Annotated in this window: 21 protein-coding genes and 1 riboswitch; of the genes, 11 read left to right on the forward strand and 10 right to left on the reverse strand. The window is 73.1% G+C overall.

All coding sequences use genetic code 11. From position 1 onward, the window contains the following. Positions 1-96 precede the first annotated feature (96 nt). The 4 genes from ACFY7E_RS20940 to ACFY7E_RS20955 all read left to right on the forward strand — a co-directional run bounded on the left by ACFY7E_RS20940 (position 97) and on the right by ACFY7E_RS20955 (position 1905). Positions 97-456 carry a hypothetical protein gene (locus tag ACFY7E_RS20940; protein ID WP_389486927.1) on the forward strand — a complete coding sequence of 120 codons (360 nt, stop codon included), beginning with the start codon at positions 97-99 and terminating at the stop codon, positions 454-456. A gap of 99 nt (positions 457-555) precedes the next feature. Further along, a complete protein-coding gene (locus tag ACFY7E_RS20945) occupies positions 556-1029 on the forward strand; it encodes a hypothetical protein (protein WP_389486929.1) in 474 nt (157 codons plus the stop codon). A 55-nt stretch (positions 1030-1084) separates the two neighbouring features. Then, positions 1085-1612: an SMI1/KNR4 family protein gene (locus ACFY7E_RS20950; RefSeq protein ID WP_389486931.1), complete on the forward strand. Its 528-nt coding sequence runs from the start codon at positions 1085-1087 to the stop codon at positions 1610-1612. Then, positions 1609-1905, forward strand: a complete 297-nt coding sequence (locus ACFY7E_RS20955) for a hypothetical protein (RefSeq protein ID WP_389486933.1) — start codon at positions 1609-1611, stop codon at positions 1903-1905. The genes ACFY7E_RS20950 and ACFY7E_RS20955 overlap by 4 nt, the downstream gene beginning before the upstream one ends. Positions 1906-2027: 122 nt before the next feature. On the opposite strand, the gene ACFY7E_RS20960 is transcribed toward ACFY7E_RS20955, so the two are convergent. After that, positions 2028-3227, reverse strand: a complete 1200-nt coding sequence (locus ACFY7E_RS20960; protein ID WP_389486935.1) for an MBL fold metallo-hydrolase — start codon at positions 3225-3227, stop codon at positions 2028-2030. 188 nt (positions 3228-3415) lie between these two features. On the opposite strand from ACFY7E_RS20960, the gene ACFY7E_RS20965 reads away from it, so the two are divergent. Next, entirely contained in the window at positions 3416-4063 is a 648-nt protein-coding gene (locus tag ACFY7E_RS20965; protein ID WP_389486937.1) for a TetR/AcrR family transcriptional regulator, read from the forward strand. Positions 4064-4096: 33 nt separating this feature from the next. On the opposite strand, the gene ACFY7E_RS20970 is transcribed toward ACFY7E_RS20965, so the two are convergent. Further along, a complete protein-coding gene (locus tag ACFY7E_RS20970; protein WP_389486939.1) occupies positions 4097-4870 on the reverse strand; it encodes an SIMPL domain-containing protein in 774 nt (257 codons plus the stop codon). A gap of 372 nt (positions 4871-5242) precedes the next feature. On the opposite strand from ACFY7E_RS20970, the gene ACFY7E_RS20975 reads away from it, so the two are divergent. The 5 genes from ACFY7E_RS20975 to ACFY7E_RS20995 are packed head-to-tail and all read left to right on the forward strand — an operon-like array spanning position 5243 to position 10432. After that, a complete protein-coding gene (locus tag ACFY7E_RS20975; protein WP_389486941.1) occupies positions 5243-6199 on the forward strand; it encodes an STM4015 family protein in 957 nt (318 codons plus the stop codon). Then, positions 6196-7362, forward strand: coding sequence for an STM4014 family protein (locus tag ACFY7E_RS20980; RefSeq protein WP_389486943.1), 1167 nt, complete (start codon positions 6196-6198; stop codon positions 7360-7362). The genes ACFY7E_RS20975 and ACFY7E_RS20980 overlap by 4 nt, the downstream gene beginning before the upstream one ends. A gap of 11 nt (positions 7363-7373) precedes the next feature. Beyond that, positions 7374-8213 (forward strand): STM4013/SEN3800 family hydrolase, encoded by an 840-nt coding sequence (locus tag ACFY7E_RS20985; protein WP_389487316.1) that lies wholly within the window; start codon positions 7374-7376, stop codon positions 8211-8213. After that, positions 8210-9550 carry an STM4012 family radical SAM protein gene (locus ACFY7E_RS20990; RefSeq protein ID WP_389486945.1) on the forward strand — a complete coding sequence of 447 codons (1341 nt, stop codon included), beginning with the start codon at positions 8210-8212 and terminating at the stop codon, positions 9548-9550. The genes ACFY7E_RS20985 and ACFY7E_RS20990 overlap by 4 nt, the downstream gene beginning before the upstream one ends. A gap of 9 nt (positions 9551-9559) precedes the next feature. Next, on the forward strand, positions 9560-10432 hold the full coding sequence (locus ACFY7E_RS20995) for an STM4011 family radical SAM protein (protein WP_389486947.1): 873 nt from the start codon (positions 9560-9562) through the stop codon (positions 10430-10432). On the opposite strand, the gene ACFY7E_RS21000 is transcribed toward ACFY7E_RS20995, so the two are convergent. Both ACFY7E_RS21000 and ACFY7E_RS21005 read right to left on the reverse strand, forming a co-directional pair. Beyond that, a complete protein-coding gene (locus ACFY7E_RS21000; protein WP_389486949.1) occupies positions 10410-11213 on the reverse strand; it encodes an SGNH/GDSL hydrolase family protein in 804 nt (267 codons plus the stop codon). The two genes, ACFY7E_RS20995 and ACFY7E_RS21000, sit on opposite strands and share 23 nt — an antisense overlap. Positions 11214-11375: 162 nt before the next feature. Then, positions 11376-12350 carry a peptidoglycan DD-metalloendopeptidase family protein gene (locus ACFY7E_RS21005; protein ID WP_389486951.1) on the reverse strand — a complete coding sequence of 325 codons (975 nt, stop codon included), beginning with the start codon at positions 12348-12350 and terminating at the stop codon, positions 11376-11378. A 3-nt stretch (positions 12351-12353) separates the two neighbouring features. Beyond that, positions 12354-12513: riboswitch (cyclic di-AMP (ydaO/yuaA leader) on the reverse strand. A 389-nt stretch (positions 12514-12902) separates the two neighbouring features. Between ACFY7E_RS21005 and ACFY7E_RS21010 the strand changes: the two genes are divergently transcribed. Beyond that, the gene (locus ACFY7E_RS21010) at positions 12903-13724 is read left to right on the forward strand and encodes a tyrosine-protein phosphatase (protein WP_389486953.1); all 822 of its coding nucleotides are present in this window, start codon (positions 12903-12905) and stop codon (positions 13722-13724) included. 22 nt (positions 13725-13746) lie between these two features. On the opposite strand, the gene ACFY7E_RS21015 is transcribed toward ACFY7E_RS21010, so the two are convergent. The 6 genes from ACFY7E_RS21015 to shc form a co-directional block, all read right to left on the reverse strand. Continuing rightward, positions 13747-13896, reverse strand: a complete 150-nt coding sequence (locus ACFY7E_RS21015) for a DUF6126 family protein (protein WP_383443644.1) — start codon at positions 13894-13896, stop codon at positions 13747-13749. A 103-nt stretch (positions 13897-13999) separates the two neighbouring features. Further along, entirely contained in the window at positions 14000-14626 is a 627-nt protein-coding gene (locus tag ACFY7E_RS21020) for a helix-turn-helix domain-containing protein (RefSeq protein WP_383443641.1), read from the reverse strand. A gap of 77 nt (positions 14627-14703) precedes the next feature. Then, entirely contained in the window at positions 14704-16089 is a 1386-nt protein-coding gene (locus tag ACFY7E_RS21025; RefSeq protein ID WP_389486956.1) for an aspartate aminotransferase family protein, read from the reverse strand. Positions 16090-16096: 7 nt separating this feature from the next. Further along, on the reverse strand, positions 16097-17119 hold the full coding sequence (hpnH, locus tag ACFY7E_RS21030; RefSeq protein ID WP_389486958.1) for an adenosyl-hopene transferase HpnH: 1023 nt from the start codon (positions 17117-17119) through the stop codon (positions 16097-16099). A gap of 7 nt (positions 17120-17126) precedes the next feature. Then, positions 17127-17801, reverse strand: a complete 675-nt coding sequence (locus ACFY7E_RS21035) for a 1-hydroxy-2-methyl-2-butenyl 4-diphosphate reductase (RefSeq protein WP_389486960.1) — start codon at positions 17799-17801, stop codon at positions 17127-17129. Further along, entirely contained in the window at positions 17801-19891 is a 2091-nt protein-coding gene (gene shc / locus ACFY7E_RS21040; protein WP_389486962.1) for a squalene--hopene cyclase, read from the reverse strand. Before shc ends, ACFY7E_RS21035 begins: the two co-directional genes overlap by 1 nt. Between the last annotated feature and the right edge of the window lie 16 nt (positions 19892-19907).

The following is a 19907-nucleotide window of genomic DNA, read 5'->3' on the forward strand; positions in this document are numbered from 1 at the left end:
ATCACGCCGTACCAGGCGAGGGTCCGCTGCCATCAACGGCTGGACCTCGCGGCATAAAACGGAAGTGTCGGGACCTGAGGGGTCACTTCACCCGAGGTGGGGTCCCAGAACCCTGACATCACATGGAGCACGAAGGACTACGACGGCTGGCAGCACACCCTCGACAGGCACCGGATCGGCGGCAAGGAATACGACCCCGAGGACAAGGGTGCCTTCATCGGCAAGGAGAAGAAGGTCAAGGCTTGGATCCAGCAGGTCGTGAAGAACAATGAGGCGCAGAAGAACACCGACGGCCGTGACGGCTGGGTGTACGAGGGCCGGGTCAACGCCGGCACTGACGGTGTCGGAATTCTCAGCGACATGCAGAGTCGCGGCATGTCCCATAAGACGGCATACGGGATCAAGGTCATCCTCAATCCCGACGGAAGTCTGCGGACTGCACATCCCATTCCGTAGTCGCTCTGCTTGATATCGTCTCCTCATACCTGTGCCCGGCGGGGTTCTGCCGGGCACAGGCGGCCGACCGGCCACAGAATCGAAAGGTTTCACCAAGCGATGTTTCTCCTTGAGTTCGATCACGACTCAGTCAGGGAGCCTTCCGAGAAGCAGGCTGCCGACCTGGCAGCGACGAGCGAGATGAACCTGCGCTACGGATACTTCGAAGCGAGGATCTTCATAGCGGCTACGGGATTCGAAACCGAGAGGCTGAAATCCCCCCTGCTCGACTTCGCTCACTGTGCCCTCCTGGCAGCACAGAACGTCTCCGACGGGCAGCCCGGGCGCATCAGCTTCACAGAGAGCAGCCTTCTGATCGAATTTCTCCCTTCGGGCGAAGGCCTGACGGTCCTGCGGTCATGGGATCCCGTTCCCGGCTCATGCTCAGTAAGTGATTTCCTGGAATCGGCCTTCCGATTCTCCGTCGAGGCGCTGAGCAGCATCGACGAACGTCATCCCGAATTCCGGCGAAACGCTTACCACGAGACCCTGAGCCACATGATCGAGGAAGTAAATCCGGCTTCTGGCCGGTGATGCGTACGAGATCGGGCCAGGCGACACGGCACGACATCACGGAGGAGGAGAGGACATGTCGGGGATCGAGGAACTGGAGACCGTGCTCCCGTCGATGACGCGGTGGCGTGCGCCGGGCGCACACCATGTGGACTGGGCCACCCTGGAGGCGAGCCTCGGGACGGCGCTGCCTTCGGACTTCCGCTCTCTGGCGGAGGCGTATCCGGTCCTGTTCATCGACGACTTCCTCATGGTGTCCGTCCCTCGGTCCGGTACCGAGGCGTTGTGGGCGTCCGAGTCCAGGAACGACGAGATCCTTCAGGACCTGTACGAGATGGGTGACACCGAGGACTACGTTCCCTACCCGCGGCCCGGCGGTCTGCTGGGCTGGGCGGGTTCCACCTCGGGGGACTCCTTCTACTGGAGGACGGAACCCTCGGACCCGGACGCGTGGCCGGTGGTCGTCCGCGGGGACAACGGTGATTGGTCGGAGTTTCCCTTCGGTGCCGTCGAGTTCCTGGCCGGCGTGTACCGGCGGACCATCCGCGTACCCGGTATGCCCGGGGACTTTCCCGGTGTTTCGCCCACGGTGCTGGGTCTGTGAGAACAGGCTCCGAGTGCCTCCCCGTCCTGGGTGGACGACACGTCGCGACGACGGGCGGGCCTCACGAGGTGCTCCTCGTCCCGCCGCCCGATTCGGTCCGCGCGGCGGCCGGATTCCTCGCCGGTGCGGACACGGACGCCCTCCTGGCGCGGAACAGGTCGAAGCTGCGGGTCGTGGGCGGCGCCCCGGACTGGAGGGTCGACCGGCTCGTCGCGCGCGTCGAGGCGATGAGGTCCTTCTACCGCGAGACGGCCTCCGCGGGCCAGGCGGTCACCAAGCGCGTGTACGGCTGACGGCGGCGGCGCGGTGATGGTGCCGTTCGGCCTGTCGTGAGCCGGGGCCCGGCGCACGACAGGCCGAACCGTGATGAGATCCGGTCAGCCCACCCGGGACCGTTCCGGCGGCGCGGCCGGCCTCATCGGTCGCCCGCGAGGTCGAGATCGGGCCCGGGGACCTCGGCCTGGGCCCCGCTCGGTCGGGGCGAGTCCCACGGGCGGGTGATCGGGCGGGACACGGCCCGCCACCAGGGCTCCTCCGGCAGCTTCCCGGCCGGTTCGAAGGGCTCGCCGGGGCGGGGGAACGCCACCGCCTGGCCCGCCTCCCCGGCCGCGTCCCCCGTCCACTCCGCCGGCTCGGCCCACGGGTGCGGGGCGAGGTTGAAGGTGCCCCAGTGGATCGGCAGCAGTACGCCGTGCGGGCGCCCGCCCTGGAGGTCGAGGTGGGCGCGCAGCCCCTCGGCGGGGGTCATGTGGATGTCGGGCCAGAAGTCCGCGTAGGCGCCGAGCTGGATCATGGTGGCGTCGAAGGGGCCGTGCTCCGCGCCGATGTCGCGGAAGCCGGAGAAGTACCCGGTGTCGCCGCTGTGGAAGATCCGGTGCTCGGAGCCCCGCACGACCCAGGAGGCCCAGAGCGTGTGCTGCTTGTTGCGCAGGCCCCGGCCGCAGAAGTGCCGGGCCGGGGTGGCCGTCAGGCGCAGGCCGCCGACCTCGGTGGACTCGTTCCAGTCCAGCTCCCGCAGCCGGGAGGCCGGTACGCCCCAGCGCTCCAGGTGCGCGCCGACGCCGAGCGGCACCGCGAAGAGGGTGTCGGTGGCGACGAGCTCCTTGATCGTCGGCAGGTCCAGGTGGTCGTAGTGGTCGTGCGAGATCACCACCACGTCGACCGGGCCGAGCGCGGCGAGCGGGGCGGGCACCGGGTGGAGCCGCTTGGGACCCGCGAACGGGAAGGGGGAGCAGCGGTCGCCCCAGACCGGGTCGAAGAGGACCCGGTGGCCGTCGATCTCCGCGAGGACGCTGGAGTGTCCCGCCCAGGTGAGGCGCAGACCGGTGGCCGGGGGGCGGGCCAGGTCGGCCACGGTGGTGGGGTGGACGGGGATCCGGCCGGCGGGGGCCCGGCTCGCGCGCCCCTCCTTCTCGAAGTAGACCTTGGCGAACTCGACGGCGGAGCCGGACGGGGTCCGCCGCGCCTCCTCGGGGTTCTGGAAGATCCCGTTCCTGAAGTTCGGAGAACGGCGGATGCGGGCGAGACGCTCGCCGGCGGGCTCCGCGCCGAAGGACTCGGGGCGCAGCGCGCGCAGCCGGGCTCGCGGTGAACGATCCGGTCCTGTACCGGTCACAGGGCCTCCTGGTCTCTGGGGGTCGTCCCATTATGGGCGGCCCGCGCGCGGAGGGACGGTGCCGGACCCCCGGATCCCATGGGGGCGGGCGCCGGTGGACGCCTGCGGTGACGGACCGCGCCGGAGCGCGTACGGGTCGGAGCCGTTTTTGGTCATGCTCTTGTCATGTGCTGTGTAGGCTGCCGGGCGTGACGAGAGTGCGGTTGAGCGTGGCCGAGCGGCGGGCGGAGCTGCTGCGGGCCGCGGTGGAGCAGATCGAGGCACGCGGGGTCGCGGCGGTGCGGATCGCCGACGTGGCCTCGGCGCTCGGCGTGAGCAACGCGCTCGTGCTCTACCACTTCGCTTCCAAGGAGCAGCTGGTCGCGGCCGCCTTCGCGCACGCCGCCGAGGCCGACCTCGCCCAGCTGCGGCGGCTGCTCGGCCGGCGCACCACGGCGGTGCGGCGGCTGCGGGCGGCGGTCCGCTGGTACGCCCCGACCGGTCAGGCCAAGGGCTGGCGGCTGTGGATCGAGGGCTGGGCCGCGTCGCTGCGCGATCCGGAGCTGCGCCGGGTCGCCGCCTCCCTCGACCAGGAGTGGAAGGCGGCGCTGACCCGGGTGATCGCGGAGGGGGCCGCCGCCGGGGAGTTCTCCTGCCCGGACCCGGCCGCGGCGGCCTGGCGGCTCACCGCCCTCCTCGACGGCCTCGCCGTCCAGACCACCGCCTACGCCGGTTGCCTCTCCCGCACCGCGATGCTCCGCTGGGCCGACACCGCCCTCGCCCGGGAACTCGGCCTCCCGAACGGGGAAGGGGTCGGCTCCGGCTCCAGGGCGGACGAGCGGTCCCGAGGGGGCTGACCCGGCGGAACGGGCCGGTGGGGCCCCGGCCCGTCAGAGCAGTTCGAAGACCGCCGAGACCGTGACCTGCTCCTCGATCTCGCCGGGGGCCAGCGGAACGCTCGACTCCTCGGCGGCGAAGGCGGGAGCCGCCCCGCCGGGGCCGGGGCGCACGGACTCGCCCTCGCTCAGCGAGACGAGGCGGCCGAGCCGGTGGCCGCTGAGCCGGGCGTGCTGCGCCGCCTTGTGGTACGCGTCCCGGAAGGCGGCCTCCCGCGCCTTGGCCCGCAGCGCCGACGGGTCGGCCACGTCGAACACGACGCCGTTGATCCGGCCCGCGTCCCGGGTGGACTCGTTGACGGCGCCGACGACCTGCCCGGTCCTGTCGATGTCACGGACCTTCACCGAGAAGGCCTGACCGGCCTGGTAGCCGGTCACCCGGCTCTCCCCCTCGGTGCTCTGGGTGTAGACCGGGGCCAGCGAGAGGCTGTCGGTACGGATGTCCCGCTCGGCGATCCCCTGCTGGTGGAGCACCACGAGGAGGGCCTCGGCCGCGGTCTTCTGCGCCGCCATCGCCTCCTTCGCCGTCGCACGGTCGGCCTCGACCCCGATGGACAGGATCGCCAGGTCGGGCGCGGCGGACGCGCGTCCGTGTCCGGCGACGGTGACCGTGGCGGGCGCGGCCTCCCGGACGGCGGCGGGAAGGGCCGTCCTGCCGGGTGCGGCGGCCAGAGCGGGAGCGGCGGCGCCGAGGAGGAGACCGCCGAGCACGGCGGTGGCGGCGAGGAGGCGGGGGGTGCGGGCGGCACGTGGCCGGCGGGTCGTCACAGGCGGTCCCTTCGGGGGTGGGTGCCGGGGCTCCGGCGGGCACATCCCAGCACCCGGCGCCGCCGCGCCCCGCGCGCCACTCCTGACCGGCGTCCCCCTTACCCCTGTCCGTACCAGCCGGGTACCGCCACCGGGGCACCCGGCCCAGGTCCGGACGAGCGGCTCGTACGCCTCCGGGCGGAGGCCGGAGGTCCGGACGGCGTCCTCCCCCGCGGTCCGGGAACGGCGCCGGAGGCCGGCACCGACGATCGCCCCCGGGCCCGTGCGGCGTCCGGGCCGGGCCGTACGGCACCCGGCGGGAGGGCTGTCGGTGCCGCTTGGTAGAACTCAGGGGTTCAGCGACCCACGCCGTCCGTCCTCTGGAGCACCGTCATGACCATCGGCCACCACCTGCAGGAGTTCCACGGCCTTCCCGTCCTCGAGTTCCCGGACGCGGCCGCGCCGGTCGAACTGCCCGACGCGGCCGGGGTCGCCTGGCGGATCTCCGCGCCGACGTACTCCGACCCCGGGGACGAGCACTGGGGCCCGCGCTTCGAGCGGTTCCTGAAGACGGTCGACGCCTCGCGGGTGCGCGCGCTCGTCGTCGGCGGCTGGGACGAGCCGTACGAGACCTCGTCCGCCGACGTCGTCGCCGCCCTGATGGGCGCCAACAACAGGCTCACCGGCCTGGAGGCGGTCTTCCTCGGCGACATGACCTTCGAGGACTGCGAGATCTCCTGGATCGTCCAGTCCGACGTGACGCCCCTGCTCGCCGCCTATCCGGCGCTGCGCGAGCTGGGGGTGCGCGGCGGCACGGACCTGGCCTTCCCGCCGGTCCGGCACACCGCCCTGGAGACCCTGGTGGTGGAGACGGGCGGTCTCGGCGCCGAGGTCGTGCGCGGGATCGCCGGCAGCGACCTGCCCGCCCTGGAGAACCTGGAACTCTGGCTCGGCACCGACGAGTACGGCGGCGACAGCACCCCCGGGGACCTGGCCCCGCTGCTCGCGGGCACGTCCTTCCCCGCCCTGCGCCACCTGGGCCTGCGGAACAGCGTGATCGAGGACGCGGTCGCCGCCGCCGTGGCGGACGCGCCGGTCGTCGCCCGGATCGAGCGGCTCGACCTGTCCATGGGCGTGCTCACCGACGAGGGCGCGGCGGCCCTGCTCGACGGGCAGCCCCTGACCCACCTCTCGCGCCTCGACCTGTCGCACCACTACCTCTCGGAGCCGATGCGGGAGCGGGTGCGGGCCGCGCTCGTCCCGCACGGCGTGACCGTGGTCCTGGACGACGCCCAGACGGGAGAGGACGACGGCGGCGAGGTCCACCGGTACGTCGCGGTCGCCGAGTGACCTCCGGCCCGCGCCCCGTGGTCGTCGGCGTTCCGGCGGGCCGCCGCGTCGCGTTCTTCCAGGACGCGCTGCGGTCCGCCGGGCTGCCCGGGGCACGGGTCGTGTCCTGGCCGGACGTGCTGCGGGGCCGGGCCCGGTTCGCGGCGGGCGAGACCGTGCGCCTGGACTCGCCGGGCGAGGAACCGGAGACCGACCGGCTGCTGCGCGGAATGGACGATCCGGCCCGGGTCGAGGGCACCGGCCGCTGGTACGCGCGGTTCACCGCGGCCGTGGCCGACCTCGCCCGGAACGTCGGGGAGGCGGGCGCGGTCCTCGTCGACGACCCCGCCGAGCTGCCGGTCCTGTTCGACAAGCGGCTGACCCACGGCCGGCTGCGGGCGGCCGGCGTGCCGGTGCCCGAGTCGCCGACCTCCGGCGCCGCCGCGCCGGCCGTGCGCGGCTGGGCGGGCGTCCGGGCGCTGACGGCCGGGGCGGGGATGCGCCGGGTGTTCGTGAAACTCGCGCACGGCTCCTCCGCCTCGGGGGTCCTCGCGGTGGAGACGAACGGCGCGGGCCGGGTCCGGGCGACCACCTCGGTGGAGCGCGATCCGGACGGGCGGCTCTTCAACTCCCTGCGGGTACGCCGCTACACGAGCGAGCGGGAGGTCGCCGCGATCGTGGACGCCCTGGCCCCCGACGGCCTGCACGTCGAGCGGTGGCTGCCGAAGGCGACCCAGGACGGGCGGGCCGCCGACCTGCGGGTGGTGGTGATCGACGGGCGGGCCACCCACGCGGTGCTCCGCACCGGCCGCTCCCCCATGACCAATCTGCACCTGGGCGGGGCCCGGGGCGACCTGGACGCGGCCCGGGCCGCGATCGCCGCCGCCGGCGGACGCTGGACGGACGCGCTCGGGGTGTGCGAGCGGGCCGCCGCCGCGTTCCCCGGCACCCGGTGCGTGGGCGTCGACCTGCTGCCCGCGTCGGGCTGGCGGCGCTTCGCCGTGGGCGAGGTCAACGCCTTCGGCGACCTGCTGCCCCGGCTGACGGGCCTGCCCGGCGGCGGGGCGGAGGGTCTCGACACCTACGCGGCCCAGGTGGCCGCGCTGTTCCCCCGCACTCCCCGCGACTCAAGCCCCACAAGCACCACCCGCACCACCCGCACCACAGGAACGAGCCCCGCGTGAACCAGCCCGACATGAACGCGATCGTCGGCAGCCACGACCTGCTCCTGGTCACCCTCGACACGCTCCGGTACGACGTGGCCGCCGAGCTGGCGGCCGAGGGCCGCATCCCGAACCTGGCCCGGCACCTGCCCGGCGGGGTCTGGGAGCGGCGGCACGCGCCGGGAAGCTTCACCTACGCCTCCCACCAGGCGATCTTCGCCGGCTTCCTGCCGACGCCCGCCGCGCGGGGGCCCCATCCGCGGCTGTTCGCGGCCCGGTTCGCGGGGAGCGAGTCGACCGCCGACGGCACCTGGGTCCACGACACCCCGGACTTCGTCTCCGCCCTCGCGGCCGAGGGCTACCGGACGGTCTGCGTCGGCGGGGTGGGCTTCTTCAACGGACAGCCGCCGCTCGGCTCCGTACTCCCCGGCCTCTTCCGGGAGAGCCACTGGGAGCCCTCCTTCGGCGTCGCGTCCCCGACCTCGTTCGAGTCCCAGGTCGAGCGCGCCGAGGAGGTCGTGGCCGGACTCCCCCACGAGGAGCGGCTCTTCCTCTTCGTCAACGTGTCGGCGCTGCACCAGCCCAACTGGTTCCACCTGCCGGGGGCGACCCCCGAGGCGGGCGACTCCCGGGAGACGCACGCGGCGGCCCTGGAGTACGTCGACCGGCACATCGGGCGCCTCTTCGCCGCGATGGGCTCCCGGCGCCCCTGTTTCGCGATCGTCTGCTCCGACCACGGCACCGCGTACGGGGAGGACGGCTTCACCGGTCACCGGCTCGGCCACGAGGTCGTGTGGACGGTGCCGTACGCGCAGTTCGTCCTGCCGGGCCCCGACGGACCCGACGGACCCGACGAGGAGGCCGCCGCGTGAAGACCGCCGGAACCCCCGCCCCCCGCCCGTACCGCAGCTACGTCTACGCCTACCCGCACAAGACGGCGTACCGGGAGCTGCCCGATCCCCCCGGGCTCGCCGCACTCTGGGCCGGGGAGCCGAAGGACGCGCTCTCGCTCTACGCGCACGTGCCGTTCTGCGAGGTCCGCTGCGGCTTCTGCAACCTCTTCACCCGGATCGGCGCCCCCGGCGATCTGACCACCCGTTACCTGGACGCCCTGGACCGGCAGGCGACCGCCGTGCGCGAGGCGCTCGGGGACGCCGAGCCGGTGCGGTTCGCCACGGCCGCGTTCGGCGGCGGCACGCCCACCTTCCTGACCGCCGCCGAGCTGGAGCGGCTCTGCGACATCGCGGAGAAGCGCATGGGCGCGGACCTGCGGGCGGTGCCGCTGTCGGTGGAGACCTCGCCCGCGACCGCGACCGCCGACCGGCTCGCGCTGCTCGCCGAGCGGGGCGCGACCCGGCTCAGCATCGGGGTGCAGAGCTTCGTGGAGGCCGAGGCGCGGGCGGCGGTCCGGCCGCAGCGCCGCGCGGACGTCGAGGCGGCGCTCGGCCGGATCCGGGACACCGGCGTCCCGGTGCTCAACATCGACCTGATCTACGGGATCGACGGGCAGACCGAGGAGTCCTGGCGGTACTCGCTGGACGCGGCCCTGGCCTGGCGCCCGGAGGAGCTGTACCTCTACCCGCTGTACGTCCGGCCGCTGACCGGTCTGGGCCGCACGCCCCCGGAGGACGACCGGGAGTGGGACGAGCGGCGGCTGCGGCTCTACCGCCACGGCCGGGACCACCTCCTGGACCGCGGCTACGAACAGGTGTCGATGCGGATGTTCCGGCGGCGGGACGCGGCGCCGCTCGGTCCCGACGACCACGCGTGCCAGACGGACGGGATGATCGGCCTGGGCTGCGGGGCCCGTTCGTACACCTCGGCCCTGCACTACTCCTTCGACTACGCCGTCGACATGCGGGAGATCCGCTCGATCGTCGACGCGTACACGGAGACCGGCGACTTCTCGCGCGCCCGGGTGGGCCGGTGGGTCGACGCCGGGGAGGCCCGGCGCCGCCATCTGCTCCAGTCGCTGCTCCAGGCCGGGGGGATGCCGGTGGCCGGGTACGAGGAGCGGTTCGGGTCCTCGCCGTTCGCGGACTTCCCCGACGAGCTGGGCCGGTTCGAGGCGCTGGGCTGGCTGGACGGGGAGGCGCCGGCGGGGCTGCTGCGGCTCTCGCCCGAGGGGCTCGCGCACTCGGACGGGCTCGGCCCGGAGCTGTTCTCCCCCGGGGTGCGGGCCGCGATGGCCGCGTACGAGCCGAAGTAGGGGGCGGCCGTGGACCTGACGCTGCTCTACCGGGGGCCGCTCTCCTCCTGCGACTACGACTGTCCGTACTGCCCCTTCGCCAAGCGCCGGGACAGCCGGGAGCAGTTGCGCGCGGACCGGGCGGCGCTCGAACGGTTCACCGGGTGGGCCGCCGCGCAGACCGGGGACCGGCTGCGGATCCTGTTCACGCCGTGGGGCGAGGGCCTGGTGCGCTCCTGGTACCGGCGGGCACTGGTCGAGCTGTCACGGCTGCCGCACGTCGAGCGGGTGGCGATCCAGACCAATCTGAGCTGCCGGACCGACTGGCTGGCCGAGGCGGACCGGGAGAGCGTGGCGCTCTGGTGCACGTACCACCCCGGGCAGACGCCGTACGAACGCTTCCTCGCCAAGTGCCACGACCTGGCGGGGCGGGGCGTCCGGTTCAGCGTCGGGGTGGTGGGGCTTCCCGGGCACCGGGAGGACGCGCTGCGGCTGCGGGAGGCGCTGCCGCCGCACGTGTACCTGTGGGTGAACGCGGCCGAGGGGCACACGTACACCGACGCGGAGGCCGACGGGTGGACGGGGCTCGACCCCCTCTTCCCGTACAGCCGGCATCCGCACCGCTCGGCGGGGCTGCCCTGCCGCACCGGGGAGTCGGTGGTGTCGGTGGACGGCGGGGGGACGGTGCGGCGCTGCCACTTCGTCAAGGCCGAACTGGGGAACCTGTACGACGGTTCGTACCGCGCCGCCCTGCGGCCCCGCGCCTGCCCCCTCGCCGTCTGCGACTGCCACATCGGCTACGTCCACCTGGAGACGCTGCCGCTGTACGACGTGTTCGCGGGCGGGGTCCTGGAGCGGATCCCCGCCGCCGTACCGCCCGCTAGACCCGCTGGAGGGGCATGAGGTCGGGGCGCTTGGCCTCGACGTGGTCCCCGGAGCTCTCGCCGCGCAGCCGGCGCCCGATCCAGGGCACGAGGTACTCCCGCGTCCACTGGATGTTGTCGCGGCGCACCTCGAGCGAGCCGCGCGGCGGGATCGGCGGCCACGCCTGGTCGGGGTCGGCGGGCACCGGCAGGCCGAGGACCTGGGCGGCGCGCAGGGCGACCCGGGTGTGTCCCTCGGGCGAGAGGTGCAGCCGGTCGCCGTCCCAGGCCCGCCGGTCCTGGACGGACCTGAGCGACCAGAGGTCGAGGACCGGGCAGCCGTAGCGGTCGGCGACGGCGCGGACGTGCGCGGTGTAGGTGGCGATCTTGCCGCGCAGGTGCCGGAGCACGGGGACGTCGCGGGTGTCGAAGCCGGTGGTCACCATGACGGTCCCGACGGCGGAGGTCAGGTCGGCGACGGCGCGCTCGAAGCGCTCGGCCACGGCGTCCGGGTCGCTGCCGGGGCGGATGATGTCGTTGCCGCCCGCGCAGAAGGTCACCAGGTCGGGGGCGAGTTCCTTCGCCCGGGGGACCTGTTCCGCCACGATCTGGTCGAGGAGGCGCCCGCGTACGGCCAGGTTGGCGTAGCGGAAGGCGTCGTGCTCCGGCAGCTGGTCGGCGAGCAGGACCGCGAAACGGTCCGCCCAGCCGACGTACGTCCCGTCGGGGCCGGGGTCTCCGACGCCCTCGGTGAAGCTGTCACCGATCGCCGCGTACGACCCGAATGCGTTCTTGTCTCTTGATCTCGAATCGTCTGCCACGGGGGCACATCCTTCCCTTTCGCGTGTGGCCTACGCGACCGTAAGGAGGGGTTGACGACGGGTGACATATGCCACCGATAAAGATTGCCCCAAGTCGGAATAGGCCCACGGCCCGGCGTGTGCACGCCGGGCCGTCGGAAAAAGGGTGTCCCTTTCGGGGCGTCAGACGGAGACGCCGTGCTGGCGCAGGTAGGCCAGCGGGTCGATGTCCGAGCCGTAGCTCGGCGTGGTGCGGATCTCGAAGTGCAGGTGCGGGCCGGTGGAGTTGCCGGTGGAGCCGGAGAGGCCTATCTGCTGCCCGCCGTCGACGCTCTGCCCGGCCGAGACCGAGAGGGAGGAGAGGTGGGCGTACTGCGAGTAGTTGCCGTCCTCGTGCTTGATGACGACCTCGTTGCCGTACGAGCCGCTCCAACCGGCGGAGACGACCGTGCCGGCGCCGACGGCGCGGACGGTGGTGCCGGAGGAGGCGATGAAGTCGACGCCGGTGTGGTAGCCGGAGGACCACATGGAGCCGGAGGCGCGGTACGGGGTGGAGAAGCCGCCGCCGGCGACGGGGGCGACCCAGCCGGAGGAGGAGGCGGTGGAGCCGGTGGAGGACGAGGAGCCGGTGGAGCTCTCCGAGGTCTTCGCGGTGTCGGCGGCCGGGGCGGCGGCGCGGCGGCTCTCGCGGGAGGCGCGCGGGGCGTCGTCGCCGTTCTTGCCGGAGGCCTGGGCGCCGGTGGTGCTCTTCGGGGCGGCGGGGGCGGAGCCCTTGGCGCCGATGGTGAGCTTCATGCCGGGCAGGATGAGGGAGGGGTCGGCGCCGATGGTCCGGCGATTGTCCTCGTAGATCTTCTCCCAGCCGCCCGCGAGGTGGTGGTCGTCGGCGATCTTCGACAGGTAGTCGCCGGAGACGACGGAGTATGTCCGGGGGGCGGTCTCCTCGGTGGCCTTCGCGGGGGCGGTCTTCGCCGCGACGGGGTGCGCGGTGACGACGGACTGGACGGAGGCGGCGGCCGGGGCGGTCTGCTCGGCGGCGTGGGCCCCGGTGGCGCCGAGGAGCGGGAGGGCGACGACGGCGCCTCCCGTGCCGGCGACGGCGAAGCCGCGGGTGAGGGGGTTGTTCTTGGGACGGCGGTGCTTACCCTTCGCGGGCATGGCGAATCCTCTCCGGCGCCTGCGAGGTGAGCTGTCGGGTTCGGACTGGAGATGCCCGGCCGCGCTCTCGCGCGGCTTCACCCCGAGCCGTCCTGCATCGCGGGACCGGCGTACTTCCTGGGTCCCCCGCTCCTGCCACGCATGGGATGGGTGGAATTCCGGGCGGTGGCAGGATTCGGCGGTCCGTCCGGATTGAGCGTGACGCTAGACGAGCGGGGTCGGCGCGAACAAGCCGTTGTTTTGTCCCGGGATTCCGCCCTAGATCGTTCCTCCGGGATTCCGGTCACCCTCCGTGGAAGACGCTCCTCCGATTTCCTTGCCCCGTAAGGAGATTGTGCCGGGGATCCGGCCACGATCCGTCACCTCTATGACCCTGCTCACGCGCCGAATCCCATCTCGCCCGCAACCAGGGCGCGTTATACCCAAAACCTCAATTCGGACAGATCGCTCATTACCGTCCGAGGGGGTGCGCCGCGCGCCTCTCACCCGGATGATTGCCCCAGGAACCGATGTCACGTCGGGCATCCGCACGCCAACCTTCCAGGAGCATCCGTGACGCAGCAGTTGCCGCAGGTCCCGCCCGTCGAAGCCGCCGAGCCCGAGCTGGCGGAGGTCCGCAACTTCCGGGACGTGGGCGGCCTGCCGACGACGGACGGGCGCGCGGTCCGCCCCGGCCGCCTCTTCCGCAGCGGTCACCTCGCCCACGCGACCGAGAGCGACGCCGCCTTCCTCGCCGGCCTCGGGCTGCACACGGTCTTCGACTTCCGCAACGAGGCCGACCGGCGGGTCGAGGGCCCGGACGTCGAGCTGCCCGGGGTGCGGAACGTGAACATACCGCTCAACGACCCGGCCGAGGGCAAGGAGTTCTGGAGGCTGGTGCGCGACGGCGACACCGCGCAGCTGCGGGAGATCCTCGGCGACGGCAGGGCCGCGGCCCGGATGTCCGATTCGTACCGCCGGATGGTGGTGGAGCGCACCGCCGAGCACAGCCGGATCCTGCACTCCATGGCGGAGGAGAGCGTCCCGGCCCTAATGCACTGCGCGGCGGGCAAGGACCGCGCCGGGCTCGCCGTCGCGATCACCCTGCTCGCCGTCGGGGTCGACCGGACGGCGATCGAGGCCGACTACGTGAAGTCGAACGAGCCGCACCGCCGCTACAAGGTGCGCCGCAGCTCCACCGCCCCGGACGCCATGGGGCCCGAGGTGATGGAGCTGCTGAGCCCGCTCTTCGACGCGCGGGCGGAGTACCTGCGGGCCGCCTTCGAGACGATCGAGGCGACCTGGGGCTCGGTGGACGCCTACTTCGCCACGGGCCTGGAGCTGCCCCCGGAGACCCGCGAGCGGCTGCGGGAGCGCCTGCTCACCGAGGCGTAGGAGGGCGCCCCCCGGGAGGGTCCTACTTCGCGCCCATCGCGAAGAGCAGGTAGAGGAAGCCGGCGAAGAGGTGACCGGCGATCAGGTAGGCGAAGAGGCGGAGCACCAGGCCCTTGGGGAACTTGCCTTCCCCGCGCTCCTCGCCGGTGACGGCTGAGGACTTCTCGGACATGTCGTCCCTTTCCTGAACATTCATCACGGGGGAATCGTCACGGAAGAATCGTTACGGCGGTCTCACCGGGGGTCTTGCGGCCTTACCGGGGGTCTCGCGTCGGTCAGCGCCGGTGCGGGGTCCCGTCACCGAGGCACAGTTCGGCGGCGGGGCTCTGCAACAGCGTGTGGACGAAGAGCAGCTCGGCCCCGCCGGGAGTGGCGGCGCCGATCCGGTGCGGGGTGAGCGAGTCGAAGTGCGCGCCGTCCCCGGGGTCGAGGACGTGGACCGCCTCCCCGAGCGCGAGCCGCACCCGGCCCTCCAGGACGTGGATCCACTCCTCGCCGGGGTGGACGCGCACGATGTCGGCCCGGGTGGCGTACGGCACGTGGACCCGCAGGCACTGGAGGGCGCGTCCGGCGCCGCCCGCCTGGCGGTAGATCCAGCCGTCGGCCTCGACGGGTTCGGAGCGGTCGCCCCGGACGACGGGATCGCGTTCGGGCGGGGCCTCTCCCAGGAGCTCGGAGACCGTCGTACCGTAGATGCGGGACAGGGCGAGCAGCATCGGCAGCGAGGGCTGCCGGTTCCCCGTCTCCAGGCGCGAGAGGTGGGCCGGCGAGAGGCCGGCCCGCCGGGCGGCGGCCTCCAGGGTGAGCCCCCGGCGGCGGCGCAGGGCCCGCAGCTGCGGGGCGACGTCCGGCAGGACGTCGGTGGCGGGGGCCGGGGAGGTGTCCCCGGGGACGTGGTCCATGCCTCCATTCCGCCAGGAACATGCCTCTGAGGCAAGTTTCTTGCCTCAGAGGCAAAACCCGTGCGGGACGTACTGCGTCAGCGCTGGGTGACCGCCTGCTTCACCAGCGTCTTCCCGAAGTCCCACATCAGCCCGCCCCCGCCGTGGGCCTCGTCCATGACCGCCGTGAAGGCGGTGACGAACCGGTCCACGTCCGCCTCGTCGAGGACGAGGGGCGGAATCAGCTTGATCACCTCCAGGTGGTCCCCGGAGACCTGGGTGAGGATCCTGTGCCGCTGGAGCAGCGGGACGACGACCATCTGGGCGAAGAGGCCCTTGCGGGCCGCCTGGAGCATCGTCCAGCGGCCGCGCAGGCCGAGCGAGGACGGCCGGCCGAACTCGATGCCGATCATCAGGCCGCGCCCGCGGATCTCGTGGAGCAGCTCGTAACGGGGCACCAGCTCCTTCAGGCGGCCGGAGAGCAGGTCGCCGATCCGGCGCGCACGGGCGACCGTACCCTCCTCCTCCATCACGGAGAGGACGGCGAGCCCGGCGGCCATGGCCTGCGCGTTCGATCCGAAGCTCGCGGAGTGGACCAGGACCCGGTCCATGGACGAGTAGACCTTCTTGAAGATCCAGTCCTTGCCGAGGGTGGCGCCGACCGGCACGTAGCCGCCGGAGAGCGCCTTGGCGACGCAGACCAGGTCCGGCTCGACGCCCTCCTCGTGCTGGTACGCGTAGAAGTCGCCGGTCCTGCCGAGGCCGGTCTGCACCTCGTCCGCGATCAGCAGGGCGCCGTGCAGGTGCAGCAGCTCCCGGGCCCCGCGCAGGAAGCCGGGCGGCGCCTCGTGGACGCCCTTGCCCTGGATCGGCTCCACGACGAAGCCGGCCACGTCCCCCTTCCGCAGCTCCCGCTCCAGGGCGTCGAGGTCGCCGAGGGCGATCGCGGTGTCCGGCAGGAGCGGGGCGAAGCCGTCCCGGAAGGCGCGCTCCCCGTTGACGGAGAGGGCGCCGGTGGTGAGCCCGTGGAAGGCGTGGGCGCAGTAGACGATCCTGGGCCGCCCGGTGGCGTACCGGGCGAACTTGAGGGCGGTCTCCACGGCCTCGGTGCCGCTGTTGCCGAAGAAGACCCGGTCGAGGTGGGGGCTGTGGGCGAGGAGCCGCTCGGCGAGGAGGCCGGGCAGCGGCGGGCAGTCGAAGCGGGTGAGGTCGGCGAGGCCGGCGTCCAGGACGTCGTGGAGGGCCTTGCGGACGACGGGGTGGTGCCGTCCGAGGCCCATCACGCCGAACCCGCCGAGCATGTCCAGGTGGTCGTTCCCGTCGGCGTCCCAGAAGTGGGCGCCCTCGGCCCGCTCGTACACCTTGTCGAAGCCGATGGTGCGGAGCATGCGCGGCAGCTGGGGGTTGAGGTGCCGGGAGTGCAGCTCGTACCGCTCGCCGCCGCGCTCGGCGAGCAGCGCCCGCAGGTCGAACCCGCCGGTCACGCGCCGCTCACCTGCTGTTCCCGGAGGCGGTCTCCCGGACCGCGCGCAGGGACTCCTTGAGGGAGCCCATGGTGGCGAGGACGGCGGTGGGCTCGTAGCCGCAGTGCGCCATGCAGTTGGCGCAGCGCGGGTCCTTGCCCCGGCCGTACTTCTCCCAGTCGGTCTCCTCCACGAGCTCGCGGTACGTGGGGACGTAGCCGTCGCTCATCAGGTAGCAGGGGCGCTGCCAGCCGAAGAGGGAGTAGTTGGGGATCGCCCAGGCGGTGCAGGGGAAGTCCGCCTTGCCCTCCAGGAAGTCCAGGAAGAGCGGCGAGTGGTTCAGGCGCCAGCGGCGCCGGTTCCCGCCGGCGAACGCCTTCCTGAAGAGCTCCCGGGTCTGCTCGACGCCCAGGAAGTGCTCCTGGTCGGGGGCCTTCTCGTAGGCGTAGGCGGGCGAGATCATCATCTCGTCGACCTGGAGGTCGTCGTTGAGGTAGTTGAGCACCTCGATGATCGTCTGCGGGGTGTCGGTGTTGAAGAAGGTCGAGTTGGTGGTGACCCGGAAGCCGCGCCGCTTGGCCTCCTCGATCGCCGCGACAGCCTCGTCGAACACGCCCTCCTTGGCCACGGACTCGTCGTGCCGCTCGCGCAGCCCGTCGATGTGCACGGCGAAGGCGAAGTACGGGGAGGGGGTGAAGTCCTTCAGCTTCTTGCGGAGCAGCATCGCGTTGGTACAGAGGAAGACGTACTTCCTCTTCGCCACCAACTGGCGCACGATCTCGTGGATCTGAGGGTGCATCAGGGGCTCGCCGCCCGCGATGGACACCATGGGGGCGCCGGACTCCAGGACCGCGCCGACCGCCTGGGCGACCGGCATGCGCTGCTTGAGGACACCCGCCGGGTGCTGGATCTTCCCGCAGCCCTCGCACTTGAGGTTGCAGGCGAAGAGCGGTTCGAGCTCGACGATCAGCGGGAACTTGTCACGCTTGCGGAGCTTCTGTTCGAAGAGGTAGGTCCCGACCCGGATGGACTGACGGAGCGGCATGGCCATAACTCGCTCACCTCCTGGGGAGCAGCAAAGAACGGTGCCATTCGAAGAAAGCGGGAAGGACGGCACGAAGGACGCGAAAGGCTGATATTCCCCCGCGCACCGTGCCAATACGGACCAGCTCATGCTCTGGAGCGTCCACGACCACCCGGACGGCCGCAACCGGACGCGCGCCCGGCCCCTCCCCGAAGGCTCCGGCGGCCCGGGCGGTACGCAGGGTCGCGGCGGACTCCATGTCGACGGCGATCGCGCCGGTGCCCCGCAGCGCGGCCCGCTCGGGGCCCCGCACCACGTGGTCGGAGCCGCTCAGCGGGCCGAGGTGCACGGCCCGGCCCGGCACCGCCCTGACCAGGGCCTTCACCAGGAGCTCCGGGCCGGTGCACGCGGTCGTTCCGTCGGGCCCCCGGGTCTCGTCGGCGACGACCAGGTCCCCGGGGTGCATGCCCGGGGCGAGCCCCGCGCAGAACCCGGAGGCGATCACGGCCGCGTCCCACCGGTGCCGCTCCCCCAGCGCCCGGGAGACCGCCTCCCGGGCCCGGTCGGGCCCCATGCCCGTCCGCAGCACGGTGACCGGGCCGGGGGCGCCGCCCCGGTCGCCGCTGCGCAGGGCGAGCTGCTCGATGCCGAGCGCGCAGGCGATCAGGAGCGGCGGGGCGGCGGCGCCGGGGGTCGGCGCGCGGCCCATCAGCCCTCCTTGCGGGGCGTCGGCTCCCCGTACACGTAGCGGCCGAGCGCCGTGAGGGGGAAGACCTGGCGGTAGAGGTGGTAGTTGATCGAGAAGTCCCAGGGGAAGCCGGTGCCGGTGAAGTACGGCTCGTCCCACGAGCCGTCCGGGAGCTGGGTCGCGGTCAGCCAGGCGATGCCCCGCCGGACCGGCTCGGACTCGCGCTCGCCCGCGGCGAGCAGGGCGATCAGCGCCCACGCGGTCTGGGAGGCGGTGGAGGCGCCGTGCCCGATCCACTGTTCGTCCTGGTACGAGCGGAGGTCCTCGCCCCAGCCGCCGTCCTCGTTCTGCACGGAGCCGAGCCAGGCGACGGCCCGGCGGACCGCCGGATGGGAGGCGGGGATCCCGGCGGCGGCGAGGGCGGGGAGCACCGAGCCCGTCCCGTACACGTGGTTGACGCCCCAGCGGCCGAACCAGCCGCCGTGCGGCTCCTGTTCGGCGAGCAGCCACTCGATCCCCCGTTGGGTGCGGGGGTCCTGCGCCAGGCCCTCGTAAGCCAGCATCTCCACCACGTGGGCGGTGACGTCGGCGGAGGGCGGGTCGACGACCTCGCCGAAGTCGCAGAAGGGCAGCTTGTTGGGGAAGGGGCTGGTGTTGTCGGCGTCGAAGGCTCCCCAGGCGCCGTTGCGGGACTGCATGCCGAGCGTCCAGCGCGCGCCCCGGGCGGCGGCGGCCTCGACCCGGGCGGGGTCGGGGTGCCGGACCCGGCGCAGGGCGAGCAGGACCTCGGCGGTGTCGTCGGTGTCGGGGTAGTTGTCGTTGTGGAACTCGAACGCCCAGCCGCCCGGCGGGAGTCCGGGCCGGCGCACGGCCCAGTCCCCGGTGCGGGTGATCTCCTCGTCGAGCATCCAGTCGACGGCCTTGACCAGGGCGGGGTGGTCGGGGGGCAGGCCGGCGTCGGCGAGGGCGACGGTGGCGAGGCAGGTGTCCCAGACGGGCGACTGGCAGGCCTCGACCATCCGGGAGCCGTCCTCGCCCCGGACGGCGAACCGGTCGAGCGATTCCAGGCCGGCCCGCATGACGGGGTGGCCGAGGTCGTAGCCGAGGAGGTGGAGGGCGATGAGCGAGTAGACGGCGGGGGGCTGGATGCCGCCCCAGCAGCCGTCGTTCTCCTGGCGCTCGACGATCCACCGCGCGGCGAGGTTCATGGCCACCTCGCGCACCGGGCGCGGCGCCACCCGCCGGTAGAGGTGCAGCGCCTTGTCGAGGCGCTGGAAGATCCCGTCCCAGCCGGTCGCCGGGGCGAGGGGGCGGGGCGGGTTCGGGCGGGCCGGGTCGGTGTGCAGCTCGTCCAGCGGGAAGGGCGCGGGGCGGACCGGGCGCTTCGCGGAGACCACGGTGAGCGGCACGATCGTCTGGCGGGCCCAGCAGCCGAAGTCGTAGATGTTGAGCGGGAACCACTTGGGCAGGAAGAGCAGCTCCGGGGGCAGCTCGGGCAGGTCCTCCCAGCGCCACCAGCCGAAGAGGGCGAGCCAGATCCGGGTGAAGACTCGGGCGGCCGCGATGCCGCCGCGGGCGCGGACCCACGCGGAGGCGCGCGCCATGTGCGGGGCCTCGGGCGGGTCCCCGGCGAGGCGGAGGGCCACATAGGCCTCGACGGTGGCGGAGAGTTCGCCGGGCCCGCCGTAGAAGGTGGCCCAGGCGCCGTCCTCACGCTGTTCGCGGCGGATGTGGAGGGCCGCGGCCCGGGTGGTGTCGGGGTCGAGGATGCCCAGGAACTGGCGGAGGAGCAGGTCCTCGGCGTCCATGGTGACGTTGGTCTCCAGGTCGCCCTTCCACCAGCCCGCCGGGTCCTGGCGGGCGAGCAGGTGCTCGGCGGCCCGCGCCGCGGCCCGCGCGGCGGTCTCGTCGAGTCGTCCCGGGGGGCTTTCCGGGGCGGGCGCGGCGGCCCCCTCGGGGAGGGCTCTTCCCGAGGCCGGGGCGCCCCCTTCCGGGAGGGCTCTCCCCGGGGCGGTGGCGGTCTCTTCCGGGAGAGCGGTGTCGGTCGGCTCTCCGGCCACGGCCGTCCGGGGGCCCACGGCCCCGGCGTTTCCGTCGGTCGTCGCTGTCATGGCTTCCCCTTCGCGC

This window comes from Streptomyces sp. NPDC012825 (genome assembly GCF_042900925.1).
GTDB lineage: Bacteria > Actinomycetota > Actinomycetes > Streptomycetales > Streptomycetaceae > Streptomyces.

Coding starts and splice junctions, on each gene's coding strand:
- ACFY7E_RS20945 (WP_389486929.1), top strand. CDS start 556: ATGTTTCTCCTTGAGTTCGATCACGACTCAGTCAGGGAGCCTTCCGAG.
- ACFY7E_RS20950 (WP_389486931.1), top strand. CDS start 1,085: ATGTCGGGGATCGAGGAACTGGAGACCGTGCTCCCGTCGATGACGCGG.
- ACFY7E_RS20975 (WP_389486941.1), top strand. CDS start 5,243: ATGACCATCGGCCACCACCTGCAGGAGTTCCACGGCCTTCCCGTCCTC.
- ACFY7E_RS20985 (WP_389487316.1), top strand. CDS start 7,374: ATGAACGCGATCGTCGGCAGCCACGACCTGCTCCTGGTCACCCTCGAC.
- ACFY7E_RS21005 (WP_389486951.1), bottom strand. CDS start 12,350: ATGCCCGCGAAGGGTAAGCACCGCCGTCCCAAGAACAACCCCCTCACC.
- ACFY7E_RS21015 (WP_383443644.1), bottom strand. CDS start 13,896: ATGTCCGAGAAGTCCTCAGCCGTCACCGGCGAGGAGCGCGGGGAAGGC.
- ACFY7E_RS21020 (WP_383443641.1), bottom strand. CDS start 14,626: ATGGACCACGTCCCCGGGGACACCTCCCCGGCCCCCGCCACCGACGTC.
- hpnH (WP_389486958.1), bottom strand. CDS start 17,119: ATGGCCATGCCGCTCCGTCAGTCCATCCGGGTCGGGACCTACCTCTTC.
- ACFY7E_RS21035 (WP_389486960.1), bottom strand. CDS start 17,801: ATGGGCCGCGCGCCGACCCCCGGCGCCGCCGCCCCGCCGCTCCTGATC.
- shc (WP_389486962.1), bottom strand. CDS start 19,891: ATGACAGCGACGACCGACGGAAACGCCGGGGCCGTGGGCCCCCGGACG.